This window comes from Bacteroidales bacterium (assembly GCA_021157585.1).
GTDB lineage: Bacteria > Bacteroidota > Bacteroidia > Bacteroidales > UBA12170 > UBA12170.
In genome coordinates, this window is the sequence record JAGGWH010000029.1 from 1 (window position 1) to 26,037 (window position 26,037).

The window sequence follows — 26,037 nt, forward strand, 5'->3', positions numbered from 1 at the left end:
GAATGTATCCCGATACCGATTCGGCACCAATTCCATTAAGTAACGATTATATTGAGGAATTGGGAAACGATTTACCTTCTGATGTAATTGAACGCTATAATCAACTAAAAAAATGGAAGGTTGCTGAAGACACTTATACTTACATTTTTACTAATAATCTTTTTCCATTGATTTTGGATATAAAAGAAAGATTGGATATCGATCCAAAATATATGGGCAATTTTCTTGGTCATCGCTTGAAATTTATCGAAGGGCATTATAAACGTGCTGCCAATTTTAATTATAAAATTATTTATGGACTTTTTAAATATTTACTCGATAATAAGTTAGAATTAAATATAGCCGAAGAAATGCTTAAATTGCTTTATGAACATCCAAAGATGCAGTTCGAATCGGTATTGACAACTATAAAATTTAAAAAAGTAAAACGTAGTCAGATTTTTGATCAAGTGAAATTTTTGATTGAAAAATTTAAGCAAATTGGCATAAATCAAGATCGGGAAAATACGCAAAAATGGGTGATGGGTGAGCTTAGGAAATTAGCTTTAGGAAATATCGCATTAGCCGATTTGAAAAAAGAGGTAAATGCTGCTTGTGAGCAAATAGCTCAAAATTAAACATCAGAATCAAAAAAAATAAAAATGGCAGACGATATATTTCAAGGATACAAAGGAGACGCTTTAGACATATTGAAGAAATTTCAAGTGCGTGTTTGGGGACAGGCTGAGGTTGAAACCAGTAGAGGTGATTTTGTAGGAACTATTTTGCCGCGAGCAGAAAACGACGACGATCAGCATATTGTTATGAAAATACCTACCGGTTATAATATTGGTATAGATGTTCAAACGATTATAAAAATGAAGGAAACGGGCTATAAGAAAGCTAATTATAAAATTCCCGAAAAAGAATTTCCTAAAACTCCCGGTTTGCCTCGTGTAAAGTTGTTTGGAACAGGAGGCACTATTGCTTCTCGCTTAGATTACCGAACAGGAGCGGTAATTCCTGCTTTTTCGCCCGGAGAATTGTATGGTGCAGTTCCTGAATTGGCCGAAATATGTAATTTAGAAACAGAAAAAGTATTTGCTGTTTTCTCTGAAAATATGGGACCAAAACAATATATTTCTCTCGCAAAAGCTATTGGTCGTGAAATTGAAAAAGGTGTTGATGGAATTGTTATTGGTCACGGGACAGATACTTTGCATCATACGGGTGCTGCTTTAACTTTTATGATTCAAGATCCGCCTGTTCCTATTGTTTTGGTGGGTTCACAACGTTCTTCAGATCGGCCAAGTTCTGATGCAGCATTGAATCTGATACACGCAATGTATACGGCCGGACATAGCGATATTGCCGAAGTAATGGTTTGTATGTTTGGTCCAACTTCCGATGATTATGGATTACTTCATAAGGGAACGCGAGTACGTAAAATGCACTCTTCTTATCGTTCTACTTTCAGAACTATAGGAGATACCCCTTTGGCGACTGTTAAATGGGGAAAAATTAAAGCTATTAAAAAGGAGTACAACCACAGACGAAAAGATAAGAATGTAAAAATCCTTCCTTATTTCAGCGATAAAGTAGCAATGCTTTATTATTATCCTGCAATGAAGCCTGATATTTTAGATGCGATGGTAGATGCGGGCTATAAAGGAATTATAATTGTTGGAACGGGATTAGGTCACGTAAATAAAGAATTATATCCTGCTATTGAGCGAGCGCATGAAAAAGGTGTGCATATGTTTATGACTCTACAAACTCTTTGGGGGTATGTGCATATGTTTGTTTATGATACTGGTCGGGATATGATGGCTAAAGGGATTATTCCTGCCGGAAATATGTTACCCGAAGTAGCATTTATTAAATTAGGCTGGGTTTTAGGACAAACGGATGATCCGGAAGAAGTTAAAAAGCTAATGCTTACGCCAATTAATGACGAAATTACATCACGCGAGCCTTATAATGGCTATTTAATTCTTCAAGGTGGAGTTCCTGAAGTTGAGGAGTTTATTAAAAAGGTAAGAAAATAGATTTAATTTATCGGTATTTCTTGAAAACAGCTTGAATTTTAGTCTTTTATGGCATAAATCATCCTTGGACGATTGAATAAATCTTTCTTTAATTCAATTTTATGATAGTTAAAAGCCTTGAGTAAGGAAAGCATTTCATCACCTTTTTGTTCGTTAATTTCAAAGTAGATTCTACCTCCTGAAACAAGATGAGTCTTTGTAAAACTTAATATTTTTCTATAAAATATTAGCGGATCATTATCTTTCACAAATAGAGCTTGATTGGGTTCATATTGCAAGACATTTTTTTTCATAAAGGTTTTTTCTGCCTCTAAAACATATGGCGGATTGCTAACAATAATATCAAACTTTGTATCGAAGAACTTAGGCGGATTAAGAATGTCTATCAAATCAAGAGAAAGTCCGGCATTTAATTCCCGATTATTAATTTCTGCAATTTTAAGAGCTTCAGTTGAAATGTCTATTCCGCTAACTATTGCTTTTGAGAGTTGTTTTGCTAAACTAATTGCTATGCATCCACTGCCTGTTCCAATATCCAGTATTTTACTTTGTGAGTGTGGTTTTTCATTATCAATAATCCATTGTACTAACTCTTCGGTCTCAGGACGTGGTATTAAAGTGTGTTCGTTTACCTTGAAATTATATCCGAAAAATTCAGTTCTACCAAGAATATATTGAATGGGCTTTTCTGTTTTTAAATCTTTAATCGCAAAGTTAAATTTTAATAATTCAGATTCACTAAGAGCATAATCGGGATTTAAGATAACGCTAGTTTTATCCATTTTTAAATAATGCTCGCAAAGCAGATAAAAAAACGATAGTATCTCTTTCTCATCAAAGAGAGGCTTTAATTCTGTTTTAGCGAAATTTAATACAGATTTTAGTCGATTAGATGGAATTCTCATTTGAAAATTATTAATACGCAAAACTATATCATTTGTATTTATAAATGCACTTATTAGAGCATTTTAAATTTATGAAACTTAATTTCAATATTTAATTAAATCGAATTTAAATCGAAATAAATAGGAAGGGATTAAGATTTGTATCCAAAATTAGCAACTATTGATTTGGGAGAAAAATTAGGGAGTTCACAAATAGATTTATTTTCTAACTTTGCTCATTCACATTATTTAGTAATTTGAATAATTTTTTAGAATGCTCGATATATTATCACTTTTCCAGGAATGTAAAAATAAAGGTCAAAATGCAGTTTTATGTTTGATAAGCCAATCTGTTGGATCAACACCTCGAAAAGTTGGATCTAAGATGTTAGTATATCAAAATGGTAGTATTGAAGGAAGTGTAGGAGGAGGTAAAATAGAGCATTTAGTTATTCAGGATGCCTTAAAAGTAATAGGTTCTTCAGTTTCAAAATCAATTGATTATGATTTAAGTGGAGATGCTGCAATGCAATGCGGAGGGAAAATAAGTATATATTTTGAGCCATCTCAAACTAAGTCGACACTTTATATTTTTGGCGCCGGTCATATAGGAAAAGTGCTTTCGCGATATGCAAGTGAGTTTGCTTTTAATATTACATTATTAGATAATAGAGCAGACATTATTCCTGAAAATAGGGTAGAAGGTGTGCAATATTTATCGGGAGAGTATGATACTTTACTTAAGAAATTATCTTTCAATGCTAACACTTTTGTAATCTCTACTACGCATAAACATATTCATGATGAAGAAATTATTGCTTACTGCTTGAAAAAGCCTCACGCATATTTAGGAATGATGGCAAGCAAACGAAAAGCGGCTTTGGCTAGAAAAAAATGGAAGGAAATTCCCGGATTAGAGATAGAAAAGATAGATAATGTTTTTGCACCGGTTGGAGTTTCTATTAATTGCGAAACACCTGAAGAAATTGCTATTAGTGTTTTGGCACAACTTATTGATTTTAAGAATAAATTAAAATAATATTTTTGATGGAATATAATAATTCTACTATACAATTTTTGCTAAACGACGAACTTAGAACTATTGATTTTAATGTTGATAAAGCATTAAGTCCAACGACTACGGTTTTGAATTATGTTCGTGATTATGCACATTATAAAGGAGTAAAAGAAGGTTGTGCCGAAGGCGATTGTGGTGCTTGTACATTGGTTATTGCCGAATTAGGCAGTGATGATGAATTACATTATAAAACTATTACTTCTTGTATTGTTTTTTTACCTTATTTAAATGGAAAACAGCTTTTTACCGTTGAGTATTTAGCCGAAAAACAAAATGGGCAAACCGCTTTGCATCCTGTACAAGAAGCTTTGGTGAAAACAAATGGAAGTCAGTGTGGATATTGTACGCCCGGGTTTGTAATGTCGCTATTTAACTTATATAAAACTGTTGAGTCCCCAAACAGAAAAGATGTTGAGCAAGCAATAAGTGGTAACCTTTGTCGATGTACCGGATATCAATCAATTTTAGATGCGGCATTTTTGTTTAAAGATCTTCCTAAAGAGGATAAGTTTTCCCTATTAAAAGAAAAGCATATTCAGGATTTAAAGAATATTTTGGCTAATTCAGTAGATTTTTTAGTTGAGCGTGAAACAGAAGTTTATTTTCAACCTATAACATTGAAACAGGCTTTGGAATATAAAAAGGAATATCCCGAAACTGTTTTAATGGGGGGAGCTTCGGATTTGGCTTTATTGAAAACTAAGAAACATCAGGATTTACCACATTTATTAGACCTCTCGCATATTGCCGAATTGCAAAGTATTGTAAAAAAAGATGATTATTGGGAAATAGGAGCCGGTGTTTCTTTGGAGCATCTCCGTATGACTTTTGACAATAAATTTCCTTCTTTTCGAAAGATGTTAGATGTTTTTGGCTCTCAGCAAATTAGAAATATGGCTACGCTTGGAGGTAATTTGGGTTCAGGTTCGCCTATTGGTGATACCTTGCCTGTTTTGATGGCGCATCAAGCAGAATTGTTAATTGAAAGTGCTGATCAACAACGTACTGAAAAACTTGAAGACTATTTATTGGGGTATAGAAAAACAAGTTTGATGCCTGATGAAATTATTACTAAAGTGCTTTTGCCAAGCGATGAGGATAAGATTATCTGGTCTCAAAAAGTTTCTAAACGACGTGATTTAGATATTTCTACTGTTAGTGCCGGTTTTGCCCTAAAACTTACAAAAGAGAGAAAAGTACAAAGTATTATTTTGGCTTTTGGAGGTATGGCAGCTATTACTAATAGAGCTTATAAAACGGAAGATTTCCTTTTAGGAAAAGTATGGGAAAAGCCGATTGTTGAAGAGGCTATGGAGATACTCGAAGTTGAGTTCACTCCGCTTTCTGATGCTCGCGCAGAAGCGGTTGGTCGTAAGCTTTTAGCAAAGAATCTTTTGCTTAAGTTTTACCTCTTTACGCAAGGAGTTTAACTGTGGATACCCCTTCACCCTACGAAGGTTTTAAACCCTCGTAGGCTTGTGGTTCATGTCCTCGTAGGGAGTGTCTTTTTTACTGATGCATAGGTCTCAAAAGATCATTAATAATCTTAACAGGGTTAAAAGTTTCGATAGGAACTTCTACAAATACTGTAATCCAATCGGCCATAGCACCATTCCAAAGTCCGGGAAGTTCTTGAGCTTTTAGCTCTCTTCCATTTTTTGATTTAATAGAGATAAAGCCCGTTTTAGGATCAACAAACTCTTTTAAATCGAATTTGTTTCCTTTGAAATCATAAATACCACAAACTAAATCGACTGGATTAAAATGGGTTGCATTTTTAACAATATCGGCTTGTGTTGCATTGGAGAAATCAATTTGTGACGATTCCACTATTTGCAGTGATTCCATTCCGCTTTCATTTTCTACCAAGAATGGACCTCCGCCGGGTTCACCTTCGTTTTTCACCATTCCGCAAACACGAATTGGACGGTTTAGCATTTGATAAGTCCAATCCACTTGTTCCAGCAGTTCTTTAGATCGAATAAACTTGGGAATATGAATAAAAAGGACGTCTTCCATAAAATTAAAAAGTCCGCTCATAAACTTTTCATCAAAGTTGCCAATCTCCAGAGACTCAAGATAATCAAAGACTGCAGATTGAATTTCTACAAGATAGCTTCCAATCAATTTTTTATAATCGTAAGTGGGCTGACGATGTTTGTCAGGAACAATATTGTCAATATTTTTAACAAAAATTATGTCGGCTTCAAGCTCGTTAAGATTTTCAATTAAAGCACCATGTCCGCCCGGACGAAATAATATAGATCCGTCATTTTCACGAAAAGGCTCATTATTTAAATCAACAGAGATAGTATCCGTTGAAGGTTTTTGTTGTGAAAAACTTATTTCAAATTCTACCTTATATTGATTTGCATATTTTGGAGCAATCTCATTAATAACTTCCTCAAATTTTGTTTGATGCTCAGGTGAGACAGTAAAATGTAAGTTCACTTTATTGTTGTCATCCTTTCCGTAAACAGCACCTTCAACTAAATGCTCTTCAATAGCTAAACGATTTTTATCAGGATATGGATGAAATTTTAACAAGCCTTTCGGTAAAGTTGCATATTCAAGGCCATCTTTATCAAGAAGATTATTCAAAATGCTGAGGTAATCTTTTTGTTCTAATTTGTCATTGATATTCAGCCCTTTACTTTTCATCTTTTTCCCCAAATCAGAATAAAAAGCGAAGTTTTTTATGTGTGAGAAGAAATAAGCCACAGAATTAAAATCAGAATCGTCAGATAAATAAAGAGTTTTACCCTTTTGCAATTCTTCTCTAAACTCAAATAAATGCTTGAACATACGAGAAGCAGCCCCCGAAGCAGGAACAAATTTAATTAAAGATTTTTCTGCAATAGAATTGGTGTAATTTGCAATTAATTCTTTAGTTTCGTCTTCAGAGAATGTTTTAAGTCCTTTTCCCGGAGTAGCAGCAGCTTTTAATTTGATAAAGGGAAATCCTGTTTTAAAATTTTTAAGTTGGTTTTCAACCTGTTCGAGGCTCATGCCTTTTGCTTCAATTTGTTTGATGTCCTTAGTGGTAAACATGGGTTCTTTCGTTTAAATGTTAATCAACTTTCTCTCTTATTCAAAAGTAAGAATAATTTTGAAACCCTTTTTCTGAAAGAAAAAATTTATACATTTGCAGTGTAAATTTCAGTATTTTTTCATAACTGGAATGAAGCCCAGATGGCGAACCGAAGCTAACTCGAATTTTTTATAATTTGGGAAATGTTAAATAGCGAGCTCCGTCAGATGGGCGAAATGAAAATGAAGCCCAGATGGCGAAATTGGTAGACGCACCAGCTTGAGGGGCTGGCGCCCGTTTAGGGTGTGCAAGTTCGACTCTTGTTCTGGGCACTAAAAGCTTCGAGATAATCTCGGAGCTTTTTTATGTTATAATACGACTTTCCCCATCAGAACTCAATGTTTTGCACATTATTAAAATCAGCGCAATTAATTACAATATTTGTTATAAATTTGAGTTCTGTAAATATGTAATTATGAAAAAAGTATTTAAAATTTCGGTCAAAATTTTTACGCTCTTGATGCTAATATCTCTTTTTCTATCTTGTGAAAAAGAAGATACTCCTAAGGAGGGAGAAGCCCCGCTATTAACTCAAAAAGTAAACGATTTTATCTTAGTTAGTATGGAAGATGTATATCTGTGGGAGGATTATTTACCCGAAATTGATAATAATTTTGAATTCGATTCAGAAGAGTATTTTTATAAATTACTTTATGATGAGGATAAATGGTCGTTTATTACCGATGATATTGAGGCTTTGGAAGCCAGTTTTGCAGGGGTTGAAACTACTTTTGGCTATTCCTTGGCTTTTGGTCGCTTCTCTAATACCGGAACTTTATTCGCTTTAGTAGAGTATGTTTATCCTGATTCTCCTGCTTCTCGTGCAGGAATTATTCGTGGCGATATTATCCTTTTACTTAATGGAGGCGATATTACCGATGATAATTATAAGGATCTTTTTTATGGATCAACAATCTCTATTACCAAAGGGATTAATAATAATGGAAGTATAGTAGCTGGGAGCTCTTTAAGCATGACCTCCGAAATATTAAACCTTGATCCTGTGTTAATTACTGATATTATTGAGGTAAATGGACATAAAGTTGGCTATCTATTTTATGCTCAGTTTATTAGTAATTATAATACAAGTTTAGATGATGCTTTTCAGTATTTTAAAAGTAATGGTATTACCGATTTGGTACTGGATATTAGATATAATCCCGGGGGATATATTTCTGCCGCACAGTATTTGTGCAGCTCTATTGCTCCGCAGGCGATAGTAAGTGCCGAAAATGTTTTGGTAAATATGCAATGGAACTCCTTTTATCAGAACTATTGGCAAGAAAAAGGTGTTTATAATCAAATAGAGCTTAATTTTTTATCTACTAATCCTGCAAATTTAGATTTGGACAAAGTATATATTTTAACCGGGAGCGGATCTGCTTCGGCTTCTGAGTTGACGATTACCGGATTAGATCCTTATATGGATGTTATTCTTATAGGTGATACTACTTACGGAAAATATACAGGAAGTATCACTATGAAACCCGAAGACATTTATGTCGACCCTAATTATTATGCCGATTTTGATAATTGGGGTATTCAGCCAATAGTTTTACGCTATGCCAATGCTAATGGAGTTACGGATTTTAAAGATGGTTTTGCTCCCGATTTTTATGTTTATGATGATTTATGGGCAGGTATTCCTTTGGGCGATCCAACAGAGCCGTTATTAGACAAAGCTCTTGAACAAATTACAGGAGTTGCTAAAGCAAGCTTACTCAAAAAGCAAGCTATTCCTTCTTATGAGATTATTGGTCGTGGATTTTCTCGTTTTGATAAGCAAAAGCAAAACTTGATCTTTGATTTTCCGAAGAACAAGAAATAATTTCTCTGTAATACTATAAAGTTTAGGTAAACGCATCTAATTTAAATACAAGAATGGAAAAGACATCTTCAAATAACACAAAATATTAAATATCAGCGGTTTATAATTTGTTGCGCTTTAAGTCTTAAAATTAATAAACTTAGCGGCTTGGCGACTTAGCGAGAAAAAATATCACGCAATGGCGCTGAGACGCAAAGAAAAAGCATTTATTGAATATTAAGATGCCTTTGCCTTGAAAAAAGTGTTAGCTAGAAAGTTTTGCTTAAATTTTATTGTATATTTGTGATGAACTCTTATTAATTAAATAACCAAAATTGAACGTAAATCACATATTCAATACATTACTTTCACCGATTACCCTTTCATTTAGAGATAAAAAAATTGAAAGTGATTATATCAATTATTATAGTCGGAAAATTATTGTTAATGAGCGTATTGCTATATTTCTTGCTCTGGGGATTTACCTCATTTTTTCTTTTCTTGATAGCTTTTTATTTCCTGATTTTGAAGCCGTTTTTCATCAAATTCGATTTTTCATTATCACCCCGTCTATCCTTTTGATTTTTTTATTCACTTTTCATTCTTCATTTTTTAAGTATATACAAGTTATTACTTCATTGATGATAATCATTGGAGCCGCAGGTATTATTGCGATGTTGTATATTGGAGGCGAAGAAGTTGCTGCTTTATATTATGTTGGTTTAATACTTGTCCTATTGTTTAATTACGAATTTTTAAAGCTGAGATTTCTAACGGCAAGTATTGTTGGAGCTTTGATATTGATTGGGTACTTCATTGTTGCATTACTAATCAATATTTCTCATCCTGTATTAGTTACTAGTTTATTTTTCCTTGTTGGAGCTAATGTTTTAGGAATGGCATCCGTTTATTCTTATGAGTTTCTCAGCCGCCAATATTTTTATTCCAATTATCAATTAGAAAAGGAGAAGGCTAAAACCATAGAAATAAACGAGAATCTTGAAAATCAAGTTTTAGAGCGTACTTCCAACCTAGAGAAAACGAATAAGGAATTGTATGAAGCTAAAGTCATTGCGGAAGATTCTGAACGCATGAAATCTGTTTTTTTAGCTACGATGTCGCATGAGTTGAGAACGCCTCTAAATGCTATCATTGGGTTTTCCGATATTATACATTCTGAAGATAACGATGATGAAGAAACCCGAGAGTATGCTCAGATTATTAATAAAAGTGGTACTCATTTACTAAGTTTAGTCGAAAGCTTATTTGATATTACCCTTATAGATTCTGGACAAGTGAAGTTAAGTATGGGCGAATATAGTTTGTTCGATACGCTTTCCGATGTGAATAGGATTATGCTTAAAGAAAGGGAAATCTTAGGAAAAGAGGATGTAGATTTGAAATTTCATACCGGGGAAATAAAAACGGATTTTAGGATTTATACCGATGGAAGTAAAATAAAGCAAGTCTTGATTAATCTCCTAAAAAATGCTTTAAAATTTACGGAATCTGGTGAAGTTGAGTTTTGGTGTGAAGAAATTGAAGAGCATAACAAACCCTATTTAAAATTCTATGTTCAAGATACAGGTATTGGTATTCCAAAGGAGAAAATAGATTTGGTTTTCGATGTGTTTAGGCAAGTAGATGATACTCATTCTCGTAAATATGGTGGTGTTGGTATTGGATTAACCGTTGTTAGGAAAATTGTAGCTATGCTCGATGGCAAAGTAGGTGTTGATTCTGATGAAGGTAAAGGCTCTTTGTTCTATTTTACAATTGGTAATTTTATAAAAAAAGAAGACGAATCTAAATTAACTAAAGATATTGAGAACGTAACTGTTTTAGAACCTCTTGATGCAGAGATATTAATTGTAGAAGATGACGAGGCGAGTTATTATTTACTCGAATTTTTATTGCAAAAAAGAGGAGCGAAAATAAGATGGGCTAAAAATGGAGAAATTGCTCTTAATATGGTAAAAGAACATAAGACTTATGATCTTATTCTGATGGATATCAATATGCCATATTTAAGTGGTTATGATACTACAATGCGAATCAAGCAATTGTATCCCAATCAAATTATTATTGCGCAGACAGCTTATGCCGTTGCTGGGGATAAAGAAAAAGCTTTAGAAGCAGGTTGCGACGATTATATCACAAAACCAATATCTGCTCAAAAGCTTAACAATATAATTACGGAGTTTATTTAGTATTTCCTTCAATTACGGTTATCCAATAATTTTTAGTGCAATCTCTTTTCCTTGCTTCACTCTATCGGCAATTCCAACGCCATCGCGCATGCTACCGGCTAAGAATAAACCTGAGTTTTCCTTTTCAATTTGGGAAATACTTGCTAATCGTGCTTCGCTATCAGCACCGTATTGGGCAATGGCCTGATTGTAATAATTGAGTTCAAATAAATCAGGTTTAAAATCTTTTAAACCCATCATCTCTTTAAAATCTTTTGCTATTCTTGCTTTAAGATCGTTTTCCGGTAGTTCAGTCAGATAGGCTTTGCGCATTCCTCCGGAAAAAATAGTAAAAAGTGCTCCGCCTTTTGGTGCCCTATTTTCGAATAGGCTCGACATAAACAAAACGCCTAAAATGTTTTTGTCCTCTCTGTAGGGAACAAGGCCTCCAAATGCATTTAATTCTCTTCCTTCCCACTTTTTAAATCCTATGCTAGCTTCCACTACTTTGGCATATTTTAAAGACTCAATAGGTTTTAGTGTATCTTTATTTATAAATGGCATTAAATTAGATAGTCTTTTGCTTGTTCCGGTATAAACTATTTGAGAAAATTGTTGTTTTTTTCCATTTTCAAGAACTGTAAAAGCATTATCTATAATTTCAACTTTTGTTTTTGTAAAAATGTTTTCCTTTCCAACTTCTTCTACTAAAGCCGAAATTAATTTGCCTAAACCTCCCTTGGTAGAAAATATTTTTCGGCTGGCTTTTTTGTCGTTTTCTGTTTTTGGTATTCTTGCTTTTTTAATGGCTCCACCAATAAAACTACCATAATCTTGCTCTAGATTATACAATTTTGGAAGCGCATATTTTGGAACAATATAAGCTGGGTCGCCCGCATAAATACCAAGTATAAATGGATCGATAGCATAATCTAAAAAGCTATTCCCTAAGCGTCTTTTTACCAGTGAAGCTAGATCTTCGTTCGGATTGCTTCCTTTTTTACGAAAAGGTTCACCTAAAACACGCAATTTATCACTAAACTTAAATAGGGGAGTCCCAATTGCAGAAAGTAAACCGGAAGGAAGCGGATGCCATTTTCCATTCTTCCAAATCAAACGTTTTTCAGAACTATCATTGGCTAATTCCAGCTCGCATTTTCCTTCTAATTCGCAAAAAAGATCAGCTATTTCGGCATGAGAGATAACGCCACTATTTGGACCTGTTTCGTAAAGGAAAGTTCCGTCTGTTTTACTTTGCATCACGCCACCAAGTTTGTCGCTTTTCTCAAAAACAGTAAAGGGAATGCCGGCTTTTTTTAAATAAAAAGCAGTGGTTAAACCTGTAATTCCTGCACCAATAATGGCGACTCTTTTTTCTTCCATTTTAAAGTGCTTTAGAGAAATTTTTATGGTTAGTTTTCATTTTCGGATCAAAACTTGCAGCTATATTTCGCATAAAGAATTGACCTTCATCTGTAATTTCAATTGTATCTTCTTTGAATATTAATAAACCTTCTTTTTCAAACTGTTTAATGGTTTCTTCTTCAAAAGTAACTATTGTTTTTAGTTTGTCGATAGTAATATTATATTTTGTAGCTATACGATAAAAAGACAGATAATTATTGCACATCAACTCATTAATTACTTCTCTAATAATTTTCTCGTCGTTATTAACGAAATATACTTTTTCTACGGGTAATTCTCCGGCTTCAATAGCTTTTTTGTATATACGTATGTCTTTAGTATTTTGCAGGTAAGCATTGTCTAACTGACTAATTCCACTTACACCCAAAGCATAAACCTGTCCGGTAGTTTCTCTTGTACAATACCCTTGGAAATTTCTGTGTAATGTCTTGGTATTTAATGCAATGCTTAGTTCGTCTTTTGGTTTAGCAAAATGATCAAGTCCAATTGGAACATATCCGTTTTCTGTTAAAACGTGATATGCAGCATCAAATAAAGCTATTTTCTGTTCGGCATTTGGCAAATCGTACTTTTCTAATTTTTTTTGTGCTTTTTTTAGCCATGGAACATGAGCATAAGAGAATATTGCCAAACGATCGGGATTGGCTGATACTGCTTTATTTATTGTAGAATTGAAACTTTCGGGGGTTTGGAAAGGAAGTCCATAAACAAAATCAAGATTAACAGAAATATCACCTTTGCTTTTAATGTACTCCACAAGTTCATCGATTGGAATGATGGATTCGTCGCGGTTTACCGCTAACATAACATTTGATTCAAAATCTTGAACTCCTAAACTCATACGGTTAATGCCACTTTTTATTAGTCGGTCAACATATTCAAAAGTTAAATGTGCAGGATGGCATTCCATTGCAATCTCAGGTTTTTGAGTAAATTCAAAATTATTGAAGAACATTGCCATTATGCCTTCTACCTCTTCAATAGGTAAATAGTTTGGTGTTCCACCACCCCAATGTATTTGAGATATTTTTCTATTTGGATCGAGCAGATTTTTATAAATAAGGATTTCCTTTTTCAATGTCTCTACATAGTTTTTTATCATTCCTTGATCCTTACTAATAATGGTGTTACATCCACAGTAATGACAGAGTTTACCGCAAAAAGGAATATGTAGATAAAACGATATGTTTTTGGGTTCCGACTGATTAGATTCTACTAAAGCAGCAATGTTCTTTTCAGCGGTAAATCCCTCGTGAAAATAGTTTGCTGGTGGATAGCTTGTATAGCGAGGTGTTGGAACATTGTATTTTTGAAGAAGAGCTTCTGGAATTTTCATAGATTTTGATTTTTATAACAACTGAAATACGATTTATCTCTTTGTGTCTCCTTGTCTCTGTGGTTAAATTTTCACCACGGAGGCACAAAGTCACAATGAATTTTATATTGGGTTATTAATATTTTTCTCTAAATTTTCTTTATAAAGGAATGGAACAATTATTAAAACAAATAAGGCAAGTCCTATTTCTATTTTGAATAAGCCATTATAACCAAGAGCTTGTGCAATTTTTCCACTGCTAACAGCAATAATTAAACTACTAAGATGAGTCAGCACAATTTGCAAAGTAAAATCAGTGCCTTCTCGTCCTGGTCTTACGCTATCCATACTGATGGTATAAATGATTACGGAAGCCATACCGTAAGTTCCCCAAAGCATTAAAATAGCAGGTAGCAATTGCGATAGCGTGGGAGTGAAGCTGCTTAGCCAAGCAAAATAAATACCAACACCCAAGCCCAAATAAGTTATTAGATAAAGTGACTTTCTTTTTCCCAGATATTTTATAATGAAGCCTGCCGCAAAAGCCATAAGAGCTCCTGCTGCAGCTCCATAAATACCGGATATAATACCTATTTCTTTGATATTATAGCCTAAATCTACCATCCAGGGTTTTACCATAGTTAGAATACCAATAATACCTGAATAATAAAAGATAAGTAATAATATACGTTTATTAATACCTTTTTGGGTAAAGAATAAATAAATGTCTTTTAATGAAATCTTTTTGTCTGTTTTTTGAACCGATTCTTCTTTGGATTTGTAAAAGTAGAGAGGGATAAGTGCTAAGAGAACGAAGGAAGCTAATCCGATTAACAGCATTTGCCAACCATAATAATGGTAAATAACAAGTAGCACTCCGCTTCCTGTTAGAGTGCCCAGAAATGTTCCTGCCGATTGCATACTGTTTCCAAAGCTGCGTTCTCCTTTTTTTAGAATTAGAATAGCAAAAGCATCTGTTGCAATATCTTGTGTTGCTGAAGCTGTGAAAGCAATTAGCATTAAAACAATAATAGTAGTAAAGTTAGTTTCTAAGCTAAGGAAGGCGATACTAAAAATAATGAGGGCGTAGAAAAGTTCTGAAAATAAGATCCACTGTTTGTATTTTCGTAGTGTTGTAGCCGTTTTGTCTATCATTGGAGCCCATAGGAATTTTATAATCCATGGTAGTTTAATCAGTTGAATCAATCCAATGGAGGTAAGCGAAAAGTTTTCTGTTCGCATAATTACAGGCATCACCGTTGAGAAAAAACTCATAGGGATAGATTGAGCCAAGTATAGACTTAGGAGAGTAGAGTATTTCCGGATAGGATTAGTTTGCATTGGCCAAAATTATTGATTTTGTTTGGGTTTAAAAAATGAACAAGGAATGAAAGCCAAATTCTTATTAGCATAGAAGCTTTTTTTGAATTTTTCAATCATTCCTTGTTCGGAATCAATCAATCGAAATTAACATATTTAAAAACTAAATTTCATTATTATATATTGACATTAACAAAAACGCCGTATTGTACAGGTTTTCCTAATTGGACATATGAGTTTCCTAAAGATTCAAAATAGAAAGCATTATAATCCGTATCTAAGACATTTTTACCCCAAATACCAAAATCGAAATTTTTAGAATGGAAATTTAAACGACCATTAAGAAGTCCGTAAGACTCTTGTTCCGCTGTATTTGCATCATTCCAAAATAATTTTCCTATTTGTTGATAGTTTACTGATAAGGTAGCATTTCGGATAGCTCTATTAATATATACTGTATAATTACCGCCTAAGTTTAAAGTATATTCAGGAATATATGGAATTAAATTTCCACTATAATCAGTGTCTTCATCGCGTTGATAATCTAGAAATTTAGCTTCAGTATATCCATAAGCTCCCCAGATAGTTAGGTTTTTATTTACCATAAAACGTAGCTCTAACTCAAGTCCTTTGCTTTCAGAATGTCCGGCATTATCTAACATAGAACCGGTTCCACTTGGTACGGGTTGATAAATCTGTTGGTTTTCCCAATCAATATAGAAAAGGTTAAGATTAGTAATTAGGCGATTATTCATACAAATAGATTTGATTCCAAATTCGTAGTTGGTGCTATATTCAGGATCAAAAGTACGGTCTTCGTCATTTTCAAAAGTTGAGTTAAAACCACCGGCTTTATATCCTTTACTAATAGTTGTAAAAAATGTAATATCCTCAGTTGGTTGAAAGCTTAAGCTAACTTTTGGTAGAATTTGGGTGAAATCCAAATCGCTTTCAAAAGCATCTGTAGCAATGCTGTTTCCGCTTAGCCATTTTTCATAATCGTAATTAAGTGTTGTAGTTTCGTAATCGGCACGAATTCCAAGAGTAGCTTTAAATTTCCCAAAGGGATAACTAACTTGTCCGAAAACAGCAGTTCCGCTTGTTGGTTGATCGTATACTTTGATATAATTAATTGGACCCGGTAGGTGATATCTTGTAATGGCATCGCTACCGTAGGTTACTCCAACTTCTTTATCTGAACCTTGATGAAAAGCAAATAATCCGGCTATCCAATTAACTTTAGAAGTTCTTAAAGAGCGTATAGTTAACTCTTCAACAAATGTATTTTGAGCTCTATCTTGTGTAACCCAGAATAAATCATCAGATGTAAAATCTTGATCTATTCCTTGATAATCTTCCATATACTGATAACTGCTTGCCGATGACAAAATAAAGTTATTAGCATGATATTCCATTGTTAAACCTACTGAAAGCAAGCTTCTTTCGTATGTGCTTTCTTGGTTGTAATTAATATCTGAAGCACTTTGGGTAGCAATATCATAAACAGCATAAGGATAACCTTTCTGCTTATGCTTTTCGAAATTCACAGAAAGTACAGATTTGAATCTTTCTGATGGATTATAAAGTAATTTAAAATGTCCATTATAAATATCAAACTTATCTGCTTGAGTATCTGAAAAAGTATTAGTGAAATTACCGTCGCTATGCGCATTTGCTCCTCCAACAATAACAGCAAGGCTTTCGCTTAATTTCTGGTTGGTTTCAAATGCTGTTTTAATATGATTGTTTACTCCGTATTCAACTTTAGCATTTCCTGTAGAATTGAATTTTGGTTGCGGGGTATAAACTTTAATAATACCTCCCATAGTGTTTCTTCCGTATAAAGTACCTTGTGGTCCACGTAGAACTTCAATTTTTTCTAGATTAAAAAACTCAAAGTTAAAAGTTCCTTTGTCAAAATATGGAACATCATCTACATATAAGCCCACAGAAGGATTATTTATTCTAGACCCAATACCACGAATATAAATAGGTGCTGTTAAACGAGTTCCGTAATCGGGCATAAATAGATTCGGAATACGAGCACTTAATTCCGGTAGTGAATTCAAGTTCTGTTCTTCAATTTCTTTACTGGGAATAAAAGAAGTAGCTGCTTGAATTTCCTGCATATTGTCTTCTGTTTTGGAAGCCTGAATAATAATTTCATTTAATTTAACCGTATCTGTTAAGAGTGTTAAATCTTCAAGCGAATAAGAAGATACTTCTTGTGCAAATATAAAGCTTGGGAACAATAGTGCTACGAGAAATAATTTGTATTTATTCATTTTTATAAATTTATGTAAATGTATTTTTTCGTGCAATTTTAGGAATAGATTTTGAGGAAAATCTGTAGTTTTTTATTTTGTAAAATGGAGAATGGGTTTTGTTTTATTTTTAGTTGTGGATATATGTGATTGTTTGAATTAATATGATAATTTTAGAAAAGGTTTGATTTGGGAGAACAAAAGCTTGTTATTGTAATCTATTTACAATCAATATAATATGTAAATTACTTGGTGCTTATCTGCCTGCAAGTCGATTAATCTTTATAAAAAAAATTTTTTTGAATTCTGAAGATTCTGAAGATTAATAATGATTTTAAATTAAAAAAACTGCAACTAAGTTTTTGATTAAACTTTAATTATGTGGTTTTTCTTCTATTTTGGAAAAATTAGTTTAACAACATGTAAGTTTTCGGTATAAATATAATTAATCTTAATGTTAAAGAGTTCCGTAATTTTTTTTACTATTGATAATCCTAGCCCAAGCGATTGTGAAGATTTTGTGGATTTAAAAAAACGATCAAATAGCAATTCAGAATCAATATCGAGGGGTGCACCAGAGTTGGCTATTTCAAAAATAGTTGAATTTAATTTAATTTTTAGTTCTCCGTTTGGAATATTATGTCGGATAGCGTTTTTAATTAAGTTTAGAAAAAGAATATCGGCTAGATGGGGGTTTATTTGAATGTTCACTTCGGGTTCGAAAGTGGTGCTTAATTTTATTCCTTTAGATAGAATAATTTCCTCATAATTGTTTAGGTGTTTTTCAATAATTTGTTGTGGAAATATAGTTTTTTCTTCGGGAAATTGTCTGTTTTCTATTCGCGTAAGCAGTATCAATGTTTTATTTAATCGTGCTAAGCGATCAGAGGCTTCTGAAGCATCGGCAATAATTTGATATTGTTTTTCAGGTAGTTCTTTGCATTGTAGGAGTAATTCGAGTTTAGAATTAATAATTGCCAGCGGTGTTTGGATTTCGTGAGAAGCATTTTCGGTATATTCTTTCATTTTGGAATAATCACTTGCTATCCTTTTAGTCATTCGCCGGAGGACAATATTCAAATCCTCAAATTCTTTGATGTCTGTTGTTGTGAGTTTTATATCTTTATGAATGTTGAGGTCGAATTTATTAATCTTATCCAGGCTGAGATAGAAATCTTTCCATATTTGATTTGATGAATATTGATTGACAATTAATAAGATAACTATAAGGAGAATAAATAATAAAGTCATAAATAGAAATATATTTATGATTAAACCATCGGTTTCTTCTAAGGTTCTGAGCATTTGGATTTCGTAAGCCTGATTATTAATCGTTGTGCTAAAAGTCATTAAACGATACGGTTTATATCTATTTACTTTTTTATCAAGTATTAATGTGTCTTTATAAAAATTTGTATTCTCTTTTGAGAATTCAATGGTTTTATATGTCATTAGCTGACAGTTGCCATAGGTTGTGGATGGAAACTTATTTAGTTTAGCAGTTTGTTCTAAAAGAGCTATTTTAGATTTGTTTAGTTCTAAATTTATGTATTTATCTACCTGATAACGAAGGGTGTAATAGAAGGCTATAATGCCAAATAAAAAAGTAAATAAGGCGACTGAAAGAAAATTAAGACTGGTTTTAGTCGATAGTTTCATCTATTACTGTTTTGGTAGAATAATTTCTTCAAATATCCTTATTTAATCTTAGTTAAACTTATAGTCAAGTTGATACCTCAAATTTATAACCAACACCATAAACTGTTTTAATGTAATCTACGCTACCTATTTTCATCATTTTGTGGCGTAAATTTTTTATATGTGTATAAATAAAATCAAAGGAATCGGCGGTATCCATATAATCTCCCCAAAGATGTTCGGCAATACCTGCTTTGGTAATTACTCTGTTTTTATTTGCCATGAAAAAAAGTAAAAGTTCAAATTCTTTTCGTGTTAATGTGAGTTCTTTGTTGTTTATAAAAGCACGATGTTCTTCAGGTAAAATATGTATTTCGTTAAAATTAATCTGATTACTTCCGCTAAAATGGATTCTACGGTTTATTGATTTTAAATGTGCATTTAATTCGGCTAGATGAAAAGGTTTTGTAAGATAATGATCGGCTCCAATATCTAATCCTTCTATTCTGTTTTCAAGAGAAATACGTGCGGAAATTATAATAATACCAGATTCTAAATTGCGTTTTTTTGCTAAACGAATTAAATCTAATCCGTTTCCGTCGGGGAGGTTAATGTCAACTATAAGACAATCATATTTATAAAGCTCAATTTTTTCAACAGCGTCTTCGAAAAAATTAGTTGTTTCACAAATATGACCTTCTTCTGTCAAATATGCTTCTATTGAGCTAGCCAGACTTATTTCATCTTCAATCAATAAAATTTTCATTCAATTGTATTTGTTGTTAGCAAAAATACACAAAAAGCTGTTTAGTGGGTATTACTCTTTTTTTTAATCGGAATTTTATAGTGTTAATAAGCTAATCTCGATATAAATAATATTCACAGCTTTAGTCGAAGCTTTTATAGATATTCTAATTTTTGAAGAGCTAATAAGTTAATGATGTTAATTTAACGATAAGGGATAAGGGATAAGAAAGACAAAGCAAAAGATTGGATTTGAATAGAAAGAACGTAATTATAGGAATACCTACATTTAGTTAGTATGAACAATTTCAAATTATATACTTTTGTCAAATAAATGAGAACAACGGATAGAGTCTTAATAAACAAGATTATCATCTATTTTATGATAGTGATAATGGGTATGCTTATTGAGAATACAGCAGTCTTTTTGCATGTTCATAAACTAGATGACGGAACAATTATACAACATGCTCATCCTTATAATAAGACGAATGATTCAGGTCCGTATAAGTCTCATCACCACACAAATACGGCGTTCCTGTTTTTTCAAAATTTAGGACTTCTTTTTCTTGTTGCTTTTTTAACTTATGCTTTGATTGTATTTGTCAAACCGGTTAAATACTTATATCGTATAATTCCAAAGAACATATCGGCCTATATAATTACTTATAAAGGTAGAGCCCCTCCTGTTTTATAATATCAATTTTGCATCATATTTTTAAAGGCAGAATTTCTGAATTCTGTCATTTGGCATAGTCTGTAATTAGGAATGTCTGTGCCAAAAAAAGAAATTTTTATTAAAGCAAAACATAATATTATGAATAGAATACATATTGTTTTAACAATATTCTTATTGTCATTTACACAAATAAATTATGCTCAAAAAACTAAATCTGACGCAAATATTATTGGACATGTGGTTAGCCATGGAAAACATATACCTTTTGCAACGGTGAGTGTAAAAGGGACAACAATTGGTATTACAACCGATGAATCAGGACATTATCAGTTAATTAATTTACCGGAAGGAAAGTTAACAATTATAGCACAATCATTAGGGTATAAGCCTCAAGAAAGGGAAATTACAATTCATTCAGATGAAACAAAAGAATTGAAATTTGATTTGGAACAAGATGTTTTAGGCCTTGATGAAGTTGTGATTACCGGAGATAGAAATGAAACAAATAGGATAGAATCTTCAACAATTGTAAATACAATTACACCTAAACTATTTACAATAATTCAATCGGTTACACTTAGTGAGGGATTGAATTTTTGTCCAGGCTTACGCATGGAGAATAATTGTCAGAATTGTGGATTTTCTCAGGTTAGAATGAATGGTATGGAGGGCCCTTATTCTCAAATTTTAATAAATAGTCGTCCAATTTTTAGTGGATTGGCAGGGGTTTATGGCTTAGAATTAATTCCGTCGAGTATGATAGACCGTGTTGAAGTTATTCGTGGTGGAGGCTCTGCATTATATGGAAGTAATGCCATTGCGGGTACAATAAACCTTATCCTTAAAGACCCGATAAATAGCACCTATGAATTTGGTGTAAATACTGGGCTTATCGGTGTTGGAATAGATAATTCGGGAAGTCCTGCACTGGATTATTCTGCCAATTTTAATACTTCTTTAGTTTCTGCTGATAATAAAACGGGCATGTCTCTTTATGCATTTTATAGAGATAGATCCCCTTTTGATGTTAATAATGATGATTTCTCGGAAATAGCTTCTTTAAAAAATACGACAATTGGAACTCGAACATTTCATCGTTTTGGAATACGAAATAAATTGATTGTAGATTTTTTTAATATTAAAGAAGACAGACGTGGAGGAGATAAATTTGATTATCCTGTTCATGAAGCTAATATTGCCGAAGCTGTAAATCATAATATAACTACTGTTGCTTTAACATATGAGCAGTTCTTTAGAGAGACAGATTTATTTTCAATTTTCGCTTCTGGACAAAGAGTGAATAGAGATTCATATTACGGAGCAGAAAAATCATTGCGTGATTATGGAAATACCAAAGATTTTTCATACTCTATGGGTATTCAGTATAATGCAAAGTTTGATAATTCAAGTTTAGTTGTGGGTATAGAAAATAATGGAGCTTGGTTAAAAGATACAAAACTTGGTTATCCTGATTTTAATAATTCGCTCATTATTAATGATATACTTATTAATATTCCGCATACTGATAATGTTACTATTGCAAATCAAACTACGAATACTAATGGAGTTTTTGTACAATATGAGATCAATTGGGATAAATTTAAAGTTTCTGCCGGAGTACGATTTGATAAATATGAAATAGTTGATAAAGAAAATAGTGATGCTGATAACTCGGGAAATGTGTTGAGTCCAAGGCTTAGCTTAAAATATGATTTAAAAAAGTATCTTCAGGCTCGACTTAGTTATTCTCAAGGCTATCGTGCTCCACAAATATTTGATGAGGATTTACATATTGAAACTTCTGGTTCAAGAAAAGTAATTCATGAGAATAGCCCTGACTTAACACAGGAAACCAGTTATAGTTACATGGCATCACTCGATTTCAATAAACGATTGGGCAAGGTATATGTTGGTGTACTGCTTGAAGGTTTTTATACACAATTGAATAACTCTTTTGCTAATGAATATAGTGAGCCTGATGAAAATGGGACTGTTATTTATACACGTGTTAATGCAGATGGGGGAGCTGTTGTCCAAGGCGTAAATATAGAGCTGAATATATTACCTACTGAGAAAGTCACAATTAAAACCGGTTTTACAAAACAAAACAGTAAATATGATAAGGCACAGCAGTTTAATGAAAAAAGATTTTTTCGTACCCCTGAAGATTATGGATACTTTACTTTGGATTGGCAGCCATTGAAAAAACTAGAAATATCTTCTACGGCTAATTATACTGGTAAAATGCTTATTCCTTATTTTGGATTACAAATATCTAACCCTACTGAAGGTGAGTTAAGAAAAACAGAAAGTTTCTTTGACTTAGGATTGAAAGTAAGTTATGATATTAAATTGAATGGAGCTACTCTACAATTATATACAGGAGTGAAAAATTTATTTAATTCTATGCAGAGCGATTATGATAGTGGGGTTAACCGTGATCCGGGATATATTTACGGACCGATGAATCCAAGAACTGTTTATTTTGGCTTAAAAATGGGAAATTTCCTTAAATAGTTAGAATCGCCCTGTTGACTGAGAGTTTGCAGGGTGATTTTTATTCTATTTTAAAATAAAAATTTCTTTACTTTACTTACGGCTTTGCCTGAATAGATAAATTTATTTACTTTGTATTACAAATTTTTAATTGTATTTATATGAAATCGATAGATGCTTATCAAATTGCTTTATGGATGCACTATTTTATTAGTGTTAGTTTTTTAGTTATAGCAATATGGTTAAGTATTCGTTCTGTTCGTGGTATAATAAGTAAATTACCTTATTTGCGGTTAGATAAAGTGCTAGCTTATCTTTTTATTATCGGACTGTATTTACAGCTTTTGTTTGGTGTTATTCTTTTTTCCAATTTAAGCTTATCTATGGGTTACGATTATCAAAGTGCTGATGGTTCTATGGTTGTGGTTTCTAAGCGTTTGTGGCCCGTAGAGCATATTGTATTAATGCTTTTTGCTTTGTTTATAGCAAATTTGGGACTTATTTTTTCCAACAAAAGTAATATCGATACTATTAAGCATAAAAAAATATTGCTTTACTATTTTGCTTCTATTGTTTTGATAGCTATTTCTTTAGCTTCAATATATTGGTTTTGATTTCCCCTCTAAATCTGATTGTTTTACAAAAGTTTAGGTTTGAAAATTAATCTTACCCAAACCCATTGTGCAAAAGCAGCATCGGTGCTAGGACTTAGAGATGCAGTAACAAGATCATCGTGCGGAAGCATAAAAGAATAACCCACATCTAATGTGTGATTGGCTGCAAACTTATGGGTAAGTACAAAATCAAATTCATCACCTATTTTTTTGCTTAAATCAGCTCCTGGCTCTTGAGCATATGCTAAGGCATGGTAATAGGCCGTTATTGTTGTTTTTTTTCCATATTTTATATGAAAGTTTAAATCAGAAATACCGTATTGTTTTTGAAATTGAGATCCTTTAGTAAAATCCATAAAGCCAAAATATGTATGGGGAGAGGTTTCAACGGCTTGTAAATAATGGCGATCTGTTGTAGAAGTATCGTCATATTTTTTTCCTGAGTAATGATCGTAACCTGCTTTAGCACTTAAAAATTGATAAGTATAACTTAGGTTGGCTGTATAAATATGTGCAAAATGATTGTTTCCCGTTCCATTTTTCCCAAACTGAAAATAAGCGGCACTATTTAGCGTAAAGCCATATGATTTTAAAATAGGATTAAGACCGATAGTATTTAATCCATAAGTGGTTAAAGTTCCTGTTTTCTGATATCCAGCCAAAAGATTTATGAAGTTAATTTTAACTTTCGGACTAAATGCTTTACTAATCCAAAGCCAACTCATTGCTTTGTATTGTTTTATAATATATGGACTTGCAGATAATATTTTAGAATTATTATTATTGACGGCTAAACCGAAATCGATAAATAAACCTTTTTTTGCAAAATTTAAAATGGCAGCATCGTGAGCGGCTCCAACGATACTCCAGTCTCTATCTGCAATAATTCTATTATCACCGTATTTAATTGATTTACGCCCAATAGTAAGGTTTAAGTTATGATTGAAGTGGTATTTTATCCAAGCTTCGTGAAGTAAGATGGGTTTGGTGGTATTAATAATAAACGATTCACCCCAAGCTCTAACATCTTGTGCGGAAAAGCGCAGATCGAATTTATCGCTTTTGTAGTTTAATATTAGTCGACTTCGTTGTGATACAACAAAAGCCGGATCAGATGATTCTGCTATTAGTGTTTTATAACCCTGTCGGTATTCCGTTACAGTTCTGAAATCGCCTGATAGAGTTAATTTTGACTTATTTTGTTGAGCAAAAATATTGTTTGTTAAAAGAAATAACAAACTCAGTAAAATTATTTTTTTTAAAATCATTTCAGTGTCAGTCATCTTAACAAATGTAATAATTACCATCTAATATAAATCTAAATTTTAATCTAAATTGTATTCTTTAGCTTAATATATTTTTTGTCTAAATAAACTTACACTGAATTAAAAATATATCTTAGAGTGATTAATACTAATCACTCTAAGATATATTAAAATTATTTTTGACTTTTATAAGCTGCCCAAGCTAAAAGAAACCATCCTAAGACAAATAAAGTACCACCTAAAGGAGTAACATAACCCATTGGAATTTTTGCAAATACAATTATATATAGGCTGCCAGAAAAGGCAATAATTCCGCCAAGGAGACTGTATCCAGCCCATTTAAGTACGTTTTTTTGATCTGGCCATTGAGTATAGGCAAAGGCAACAGAAAGTAGTACTATTGCGTGATACATTTGATAGCGAACCGCCTTGCCAAAAGTAATTGCAGAGTCTGCATCCATAAATTTTGCGCCACCGTGAGCTCCATAAGCTCCAATTGCTACGGCTAATCCTCCAAGGATTGCGCCACTAATAAAAAATGTTTTTTGCATTGTCATGTTGTATGTATTGATAAATAAAATTAGTCAAGTATAATTGTTAATGCCAATCCAAATCCGGTTGTTTGGTATTCGTTTTTGCCTAAAAGGTCAAAAGGGGTATTAATTACTAAGATAAAGTTTTCGGCTTTTTCGATAGCGACACCTGTGTTTAGTGTTAGTAAATGGGAATTGTCGATACTGGCATCAAAAACTTTATAACCGTAGTTAAGACCTACAATAAAATTAACTCTATCCATTAAATAATAGCCCACGTCTGAATTTAAATAAAAACCATGGGTATGACCATCTATAGTAGTGAGTGTGTGTTTTTGAAATTGTGCATCAAAGTCGATACTGAATTTATCGTTAAACTCATAAGTCATAATAAGACCACCTACATAGGCTGGTGTTGCTTCGTGAATAGCATCTCTGCGGTCATAGGCTTGGTTTCCAATAAGTGTAGTGTAACCAGCTAATAGCCCCATTGTAAATTTTCCTTCGATAGGAAGTTTGTATTTAGCTCCAAAGCTTACTTTACTTACATTAACAGGCAATGAAACACCAACTTCTAGGTTTTTCATTAAACCATAACTGAAGCGGAATCCTGAACCTGAAAATTTTAATGTTGAATCTGAAGTTGAAAATAATGGCTGAATATCTCC

Annotated in this window: 20 protein-coding genes and 1 tRNA gene; 10 read left to right on the plus strand and 11 right to left on the minus strand. The window is 32.8% G+C overall.

Annotated features, from left to right (window positions below):
• Both J7K39_01460 and gatD read left to right on the plus strand, forming a co-directional pair.
• Positions 1-617 (plus strand): hypothetical protein (locus J7K39_01460; protein ID MCD6178547.1); only part of this gene is annotated, 617 nt, incomplete at its 5' end.
• A gap of 24 nt (positions 618-641) precedes the next feature.
• Entirely contained in the window at positions 642-2,027 is a 1,386-nt protein-coding gene (gene gatD, locus J7K39_01465; GenBank protein MCD6178548.1) for a Glu-tRNA(Gln) amidotransferase subunit GatD, read from the plus strand.
• A gap of 38 nt (positions 2,028-2,065) precedes the next feature.
• Here gatD and prmC read toward each other — a convergent pair whose 3' ends face one another.
• Entirely contained in the window at positions 2,066-2,932 is an 867-nt protein-coding gene (gene prmC / locus J7K39_01470) for a peptide chain release factor N(5)-glutamine methyltransferase (GenBank protein MCD6178549.1), read from the minus strand.
• 253 nt (positions 2,933-3,185) lie between these two features.
• Between prmC and J7K39_01475 the strand changes: the two genes are divergently transcribed.
• Together J7K39_01475 and xdhA are read left to right on the plus strand one after the other, a co-directional pair.
• Positions 3,186-3,950, plus strand: a complete 765-nt coding sequence (locus tag J7K39_01475; GenBank protein ID MCD6178550.1) for an XdhC family protein — start codon at positions 3,186-3,188, stop codon at positions 3,948-3,950.
• Between the two features lie 8 nt (positions 3,951-3,958).
• On the plus strand, positions 3,959-5,419 hold the full coding sequence (gene xdhA / locus J7K39_01480; GenBank protein MCD6178551.1) for a xanthine dehydrogenase small subunit: 1,461 nt from the start codon (positions 3,959-3,961) through the stop codon (positions 5,417-5,419).
• 79 nt (positions 5,420-5,498) lie between these two features.
• Here xdhA and J7K39_01485 read toward each other — a convergent pair whose 3' ends face one another.
• Positions 5,499-7,040, minus strand: coding sequence for a DUF4301 family protein (locus J7K39_01485; GenBank protein MCD6178552.1), 1,542 nt, complete (start codon positions 7,038-7,040; stop codon positions 5,499-5,501).
• A gap of 227 nt (positions 7,041-7,267) precedes the next feature.
• Here J7K39_01485 and J7K39_01490 point away from each other — a divergent pair.
• The 3 genes from J7K39_01490 to J7K39_01500 all read left to right on the plus strand — a co-directional run bounded on the left by J7K39_01490 (position 7,268) and on the right by J7K39_01500 (position 11,097).
• Positions 7,268-7,352 (plus strand) — tRNA-Leu (locus tag J7K39_01490).
• A gap of 143 nt (positions 7,353-7,495) precedes the next feature.
• The gene (locus J7K39_01495) at positions 7,496-8,908 is read left to right on the plus strand and encodes a hypothetical protein (protein ID MCD6178553.1); all 1,413 of its coding nucleotides are present in this window, start codon (positions 7,496-7,498) and stop codon (positions 8,906-8,908) included.
• Between the two features lie 314 nt (positions 8,909-9,222).
• Entirely contained in the window at positions 9,223-11,097 is a 1,875-nt protein-coding gene (locus J7K39_01500; protein MCD6178554.1) for a response regulator, read from the plus strand.
• Between the two features lie 18 nt (positions 11,098-11,115).
• Here the strand turns inward: J7K39_01500 and hemG are convergent, their stop codons facing one another.
• From hemG to J7K39_01530, 6 genes are all read right to left on the minus strand, one after another.
• Positions 11,116-12,459 carry a protoporphyrinogen oxidase gene (gene hemG, locus J7K39_01505; GenBank protein MCD6178555.1) on the minus strand — a complete coding sequence of 448 codons (1,344 nt, stop codon included), beginning with the start codon at positions 12,457-12,459 and terminating at the stop codon, positions 11,116-11,118.
• Between the two features lies 1 nt (position 12,460).
• A complete protein-coding gene (gene hemN / locus J7K39_01510; GenBank protein ID MCD6178556.1) occupies positions 12,461-13,837 on the minus strand; it encodes an oxygen-independent coproporphyrinogen III oxidase in 1,377 nt (458 codons plus the stop codon).
• Positions 13,838-13,939: 102 nt separating this feature from the next.
• On the minus strand, positions 13,940-15,157 hold the full coding sequence (locus tag J7K39_01515; GenBank protein MCD6178557.1) for an MFS transporter: 1,218 nt from the start codon (positions 15,155-15,157) through the stop codon (positions 13,940-13,942).
• A 155-nt stretch (positions 15,158-15,312) separates the two neighbouring features.
• Entirely contained in the window at positions 15,313-17,421 is a 2,109-nt protein-coding gene (locus J7K39_01520) for a TonB-dependent receptor (protein MCD6178558.1), read from the minus strand.
• Between the two features lie 372 nt (positions 17,422-17,793).
• Positions 17,794-19,059, minus strand: a complete 1,266-nt coding sequence (locus J7K39_01525) for a HAMP domain-containing histidine kinase (protein ID MCD6178559.1) — start codon at positions 19,057-19,059, stop codon at positions 17,794-17,796.
• A gap of 64 nt (positions 19,060-19,123) precedes the next feature.
• Positions 19,124-19,804, minus strand: a complete 681-nt coding sequence (locus J7K39_01530) for a response regulator transcription factor (GenBank protein ID MCD6178560.1) — start codon at positions 19,802-19,804, stop codon at positions 19,124-19,126.
• Between the two features lie 312 nt (positions 19,805-20,116).
• On the opposite strand from J7K39_01530, the gene J7K39_01535 reads away from it, so the two are divergent.
• From J7K39_01535 to J7K39_01545, 3 genes are all read left to right on the plus strand, one after another.
• Positions 20,117-20,479 (plus strand): hypothetical protein, encoded by a 363-nt coding sequence (locus tag J7K39_01535; protein ID MCD6178561.1) that lies wholly within the window; start codon positions 20,117-20,119, stop codon positions 20,477-20,479.
• 72 nt (positions 20,480-20,551) lie between these two features.
• A complete protein-coding gene (locus J7K39_01540; GenBank protein ID MCD6178562.1) occupies positions 20,552-22,978 on the plus strand; it encodes a TonB-dependent receptor in 2,427 nt (808 codons plus the stop codon).
• A gap of 140 nt (positions 22,979-23,118) precedes the next feature.
• Positions 23,119-23,571, plus strand: coding sequence for a hypothetical protein (locus J7K39_01545; GenBank protein MCD6178563.1), 453 nt, complete (start codon positions 23,119-23,121; stop codon positions 23,569-23,571).
• A gap of 23 nt (positions 23,572-23,594) precedes the next feature.
• On the opposite strand, the gene J7K39_01550 is transcribed toward J7K39_01545, so the two are convergent.
• The 3 genes from J7K39_01550 to J7K39_01560 form a co-directional block, all read right to left on the minus strand.
• Positions 23,595-24,878: a hypothetical protein gene (locus tag J7K39_01550; GenBank protein ID MCD6178564.1), complete on the minus strand. Its 1,284-nt coding sequence runs from the start codon at positions 24,876-24,878 to the stop codon at positions 23,595-23,597.
• Positions 24,879-25,009: 131 nt separating this feature from the next.
• Entirely contained in the window at positions 25,010-25,387 is a 378-nt protein-coding gene (locus J7K39_01555; GenBank protein MCD6178565.1) for a DUF423 domain-containing protein, read from the minus strand.
• A gap of 29 nt (positions 25,388-25,416) precedes the next feature.
• Positions 25,417-26,037: hypothetical protein (locus tag J7K39_01560; protein ID MCD6178566.1), on the minus strand; the 621-nt coding region annotated here is incomplete at its 5' end.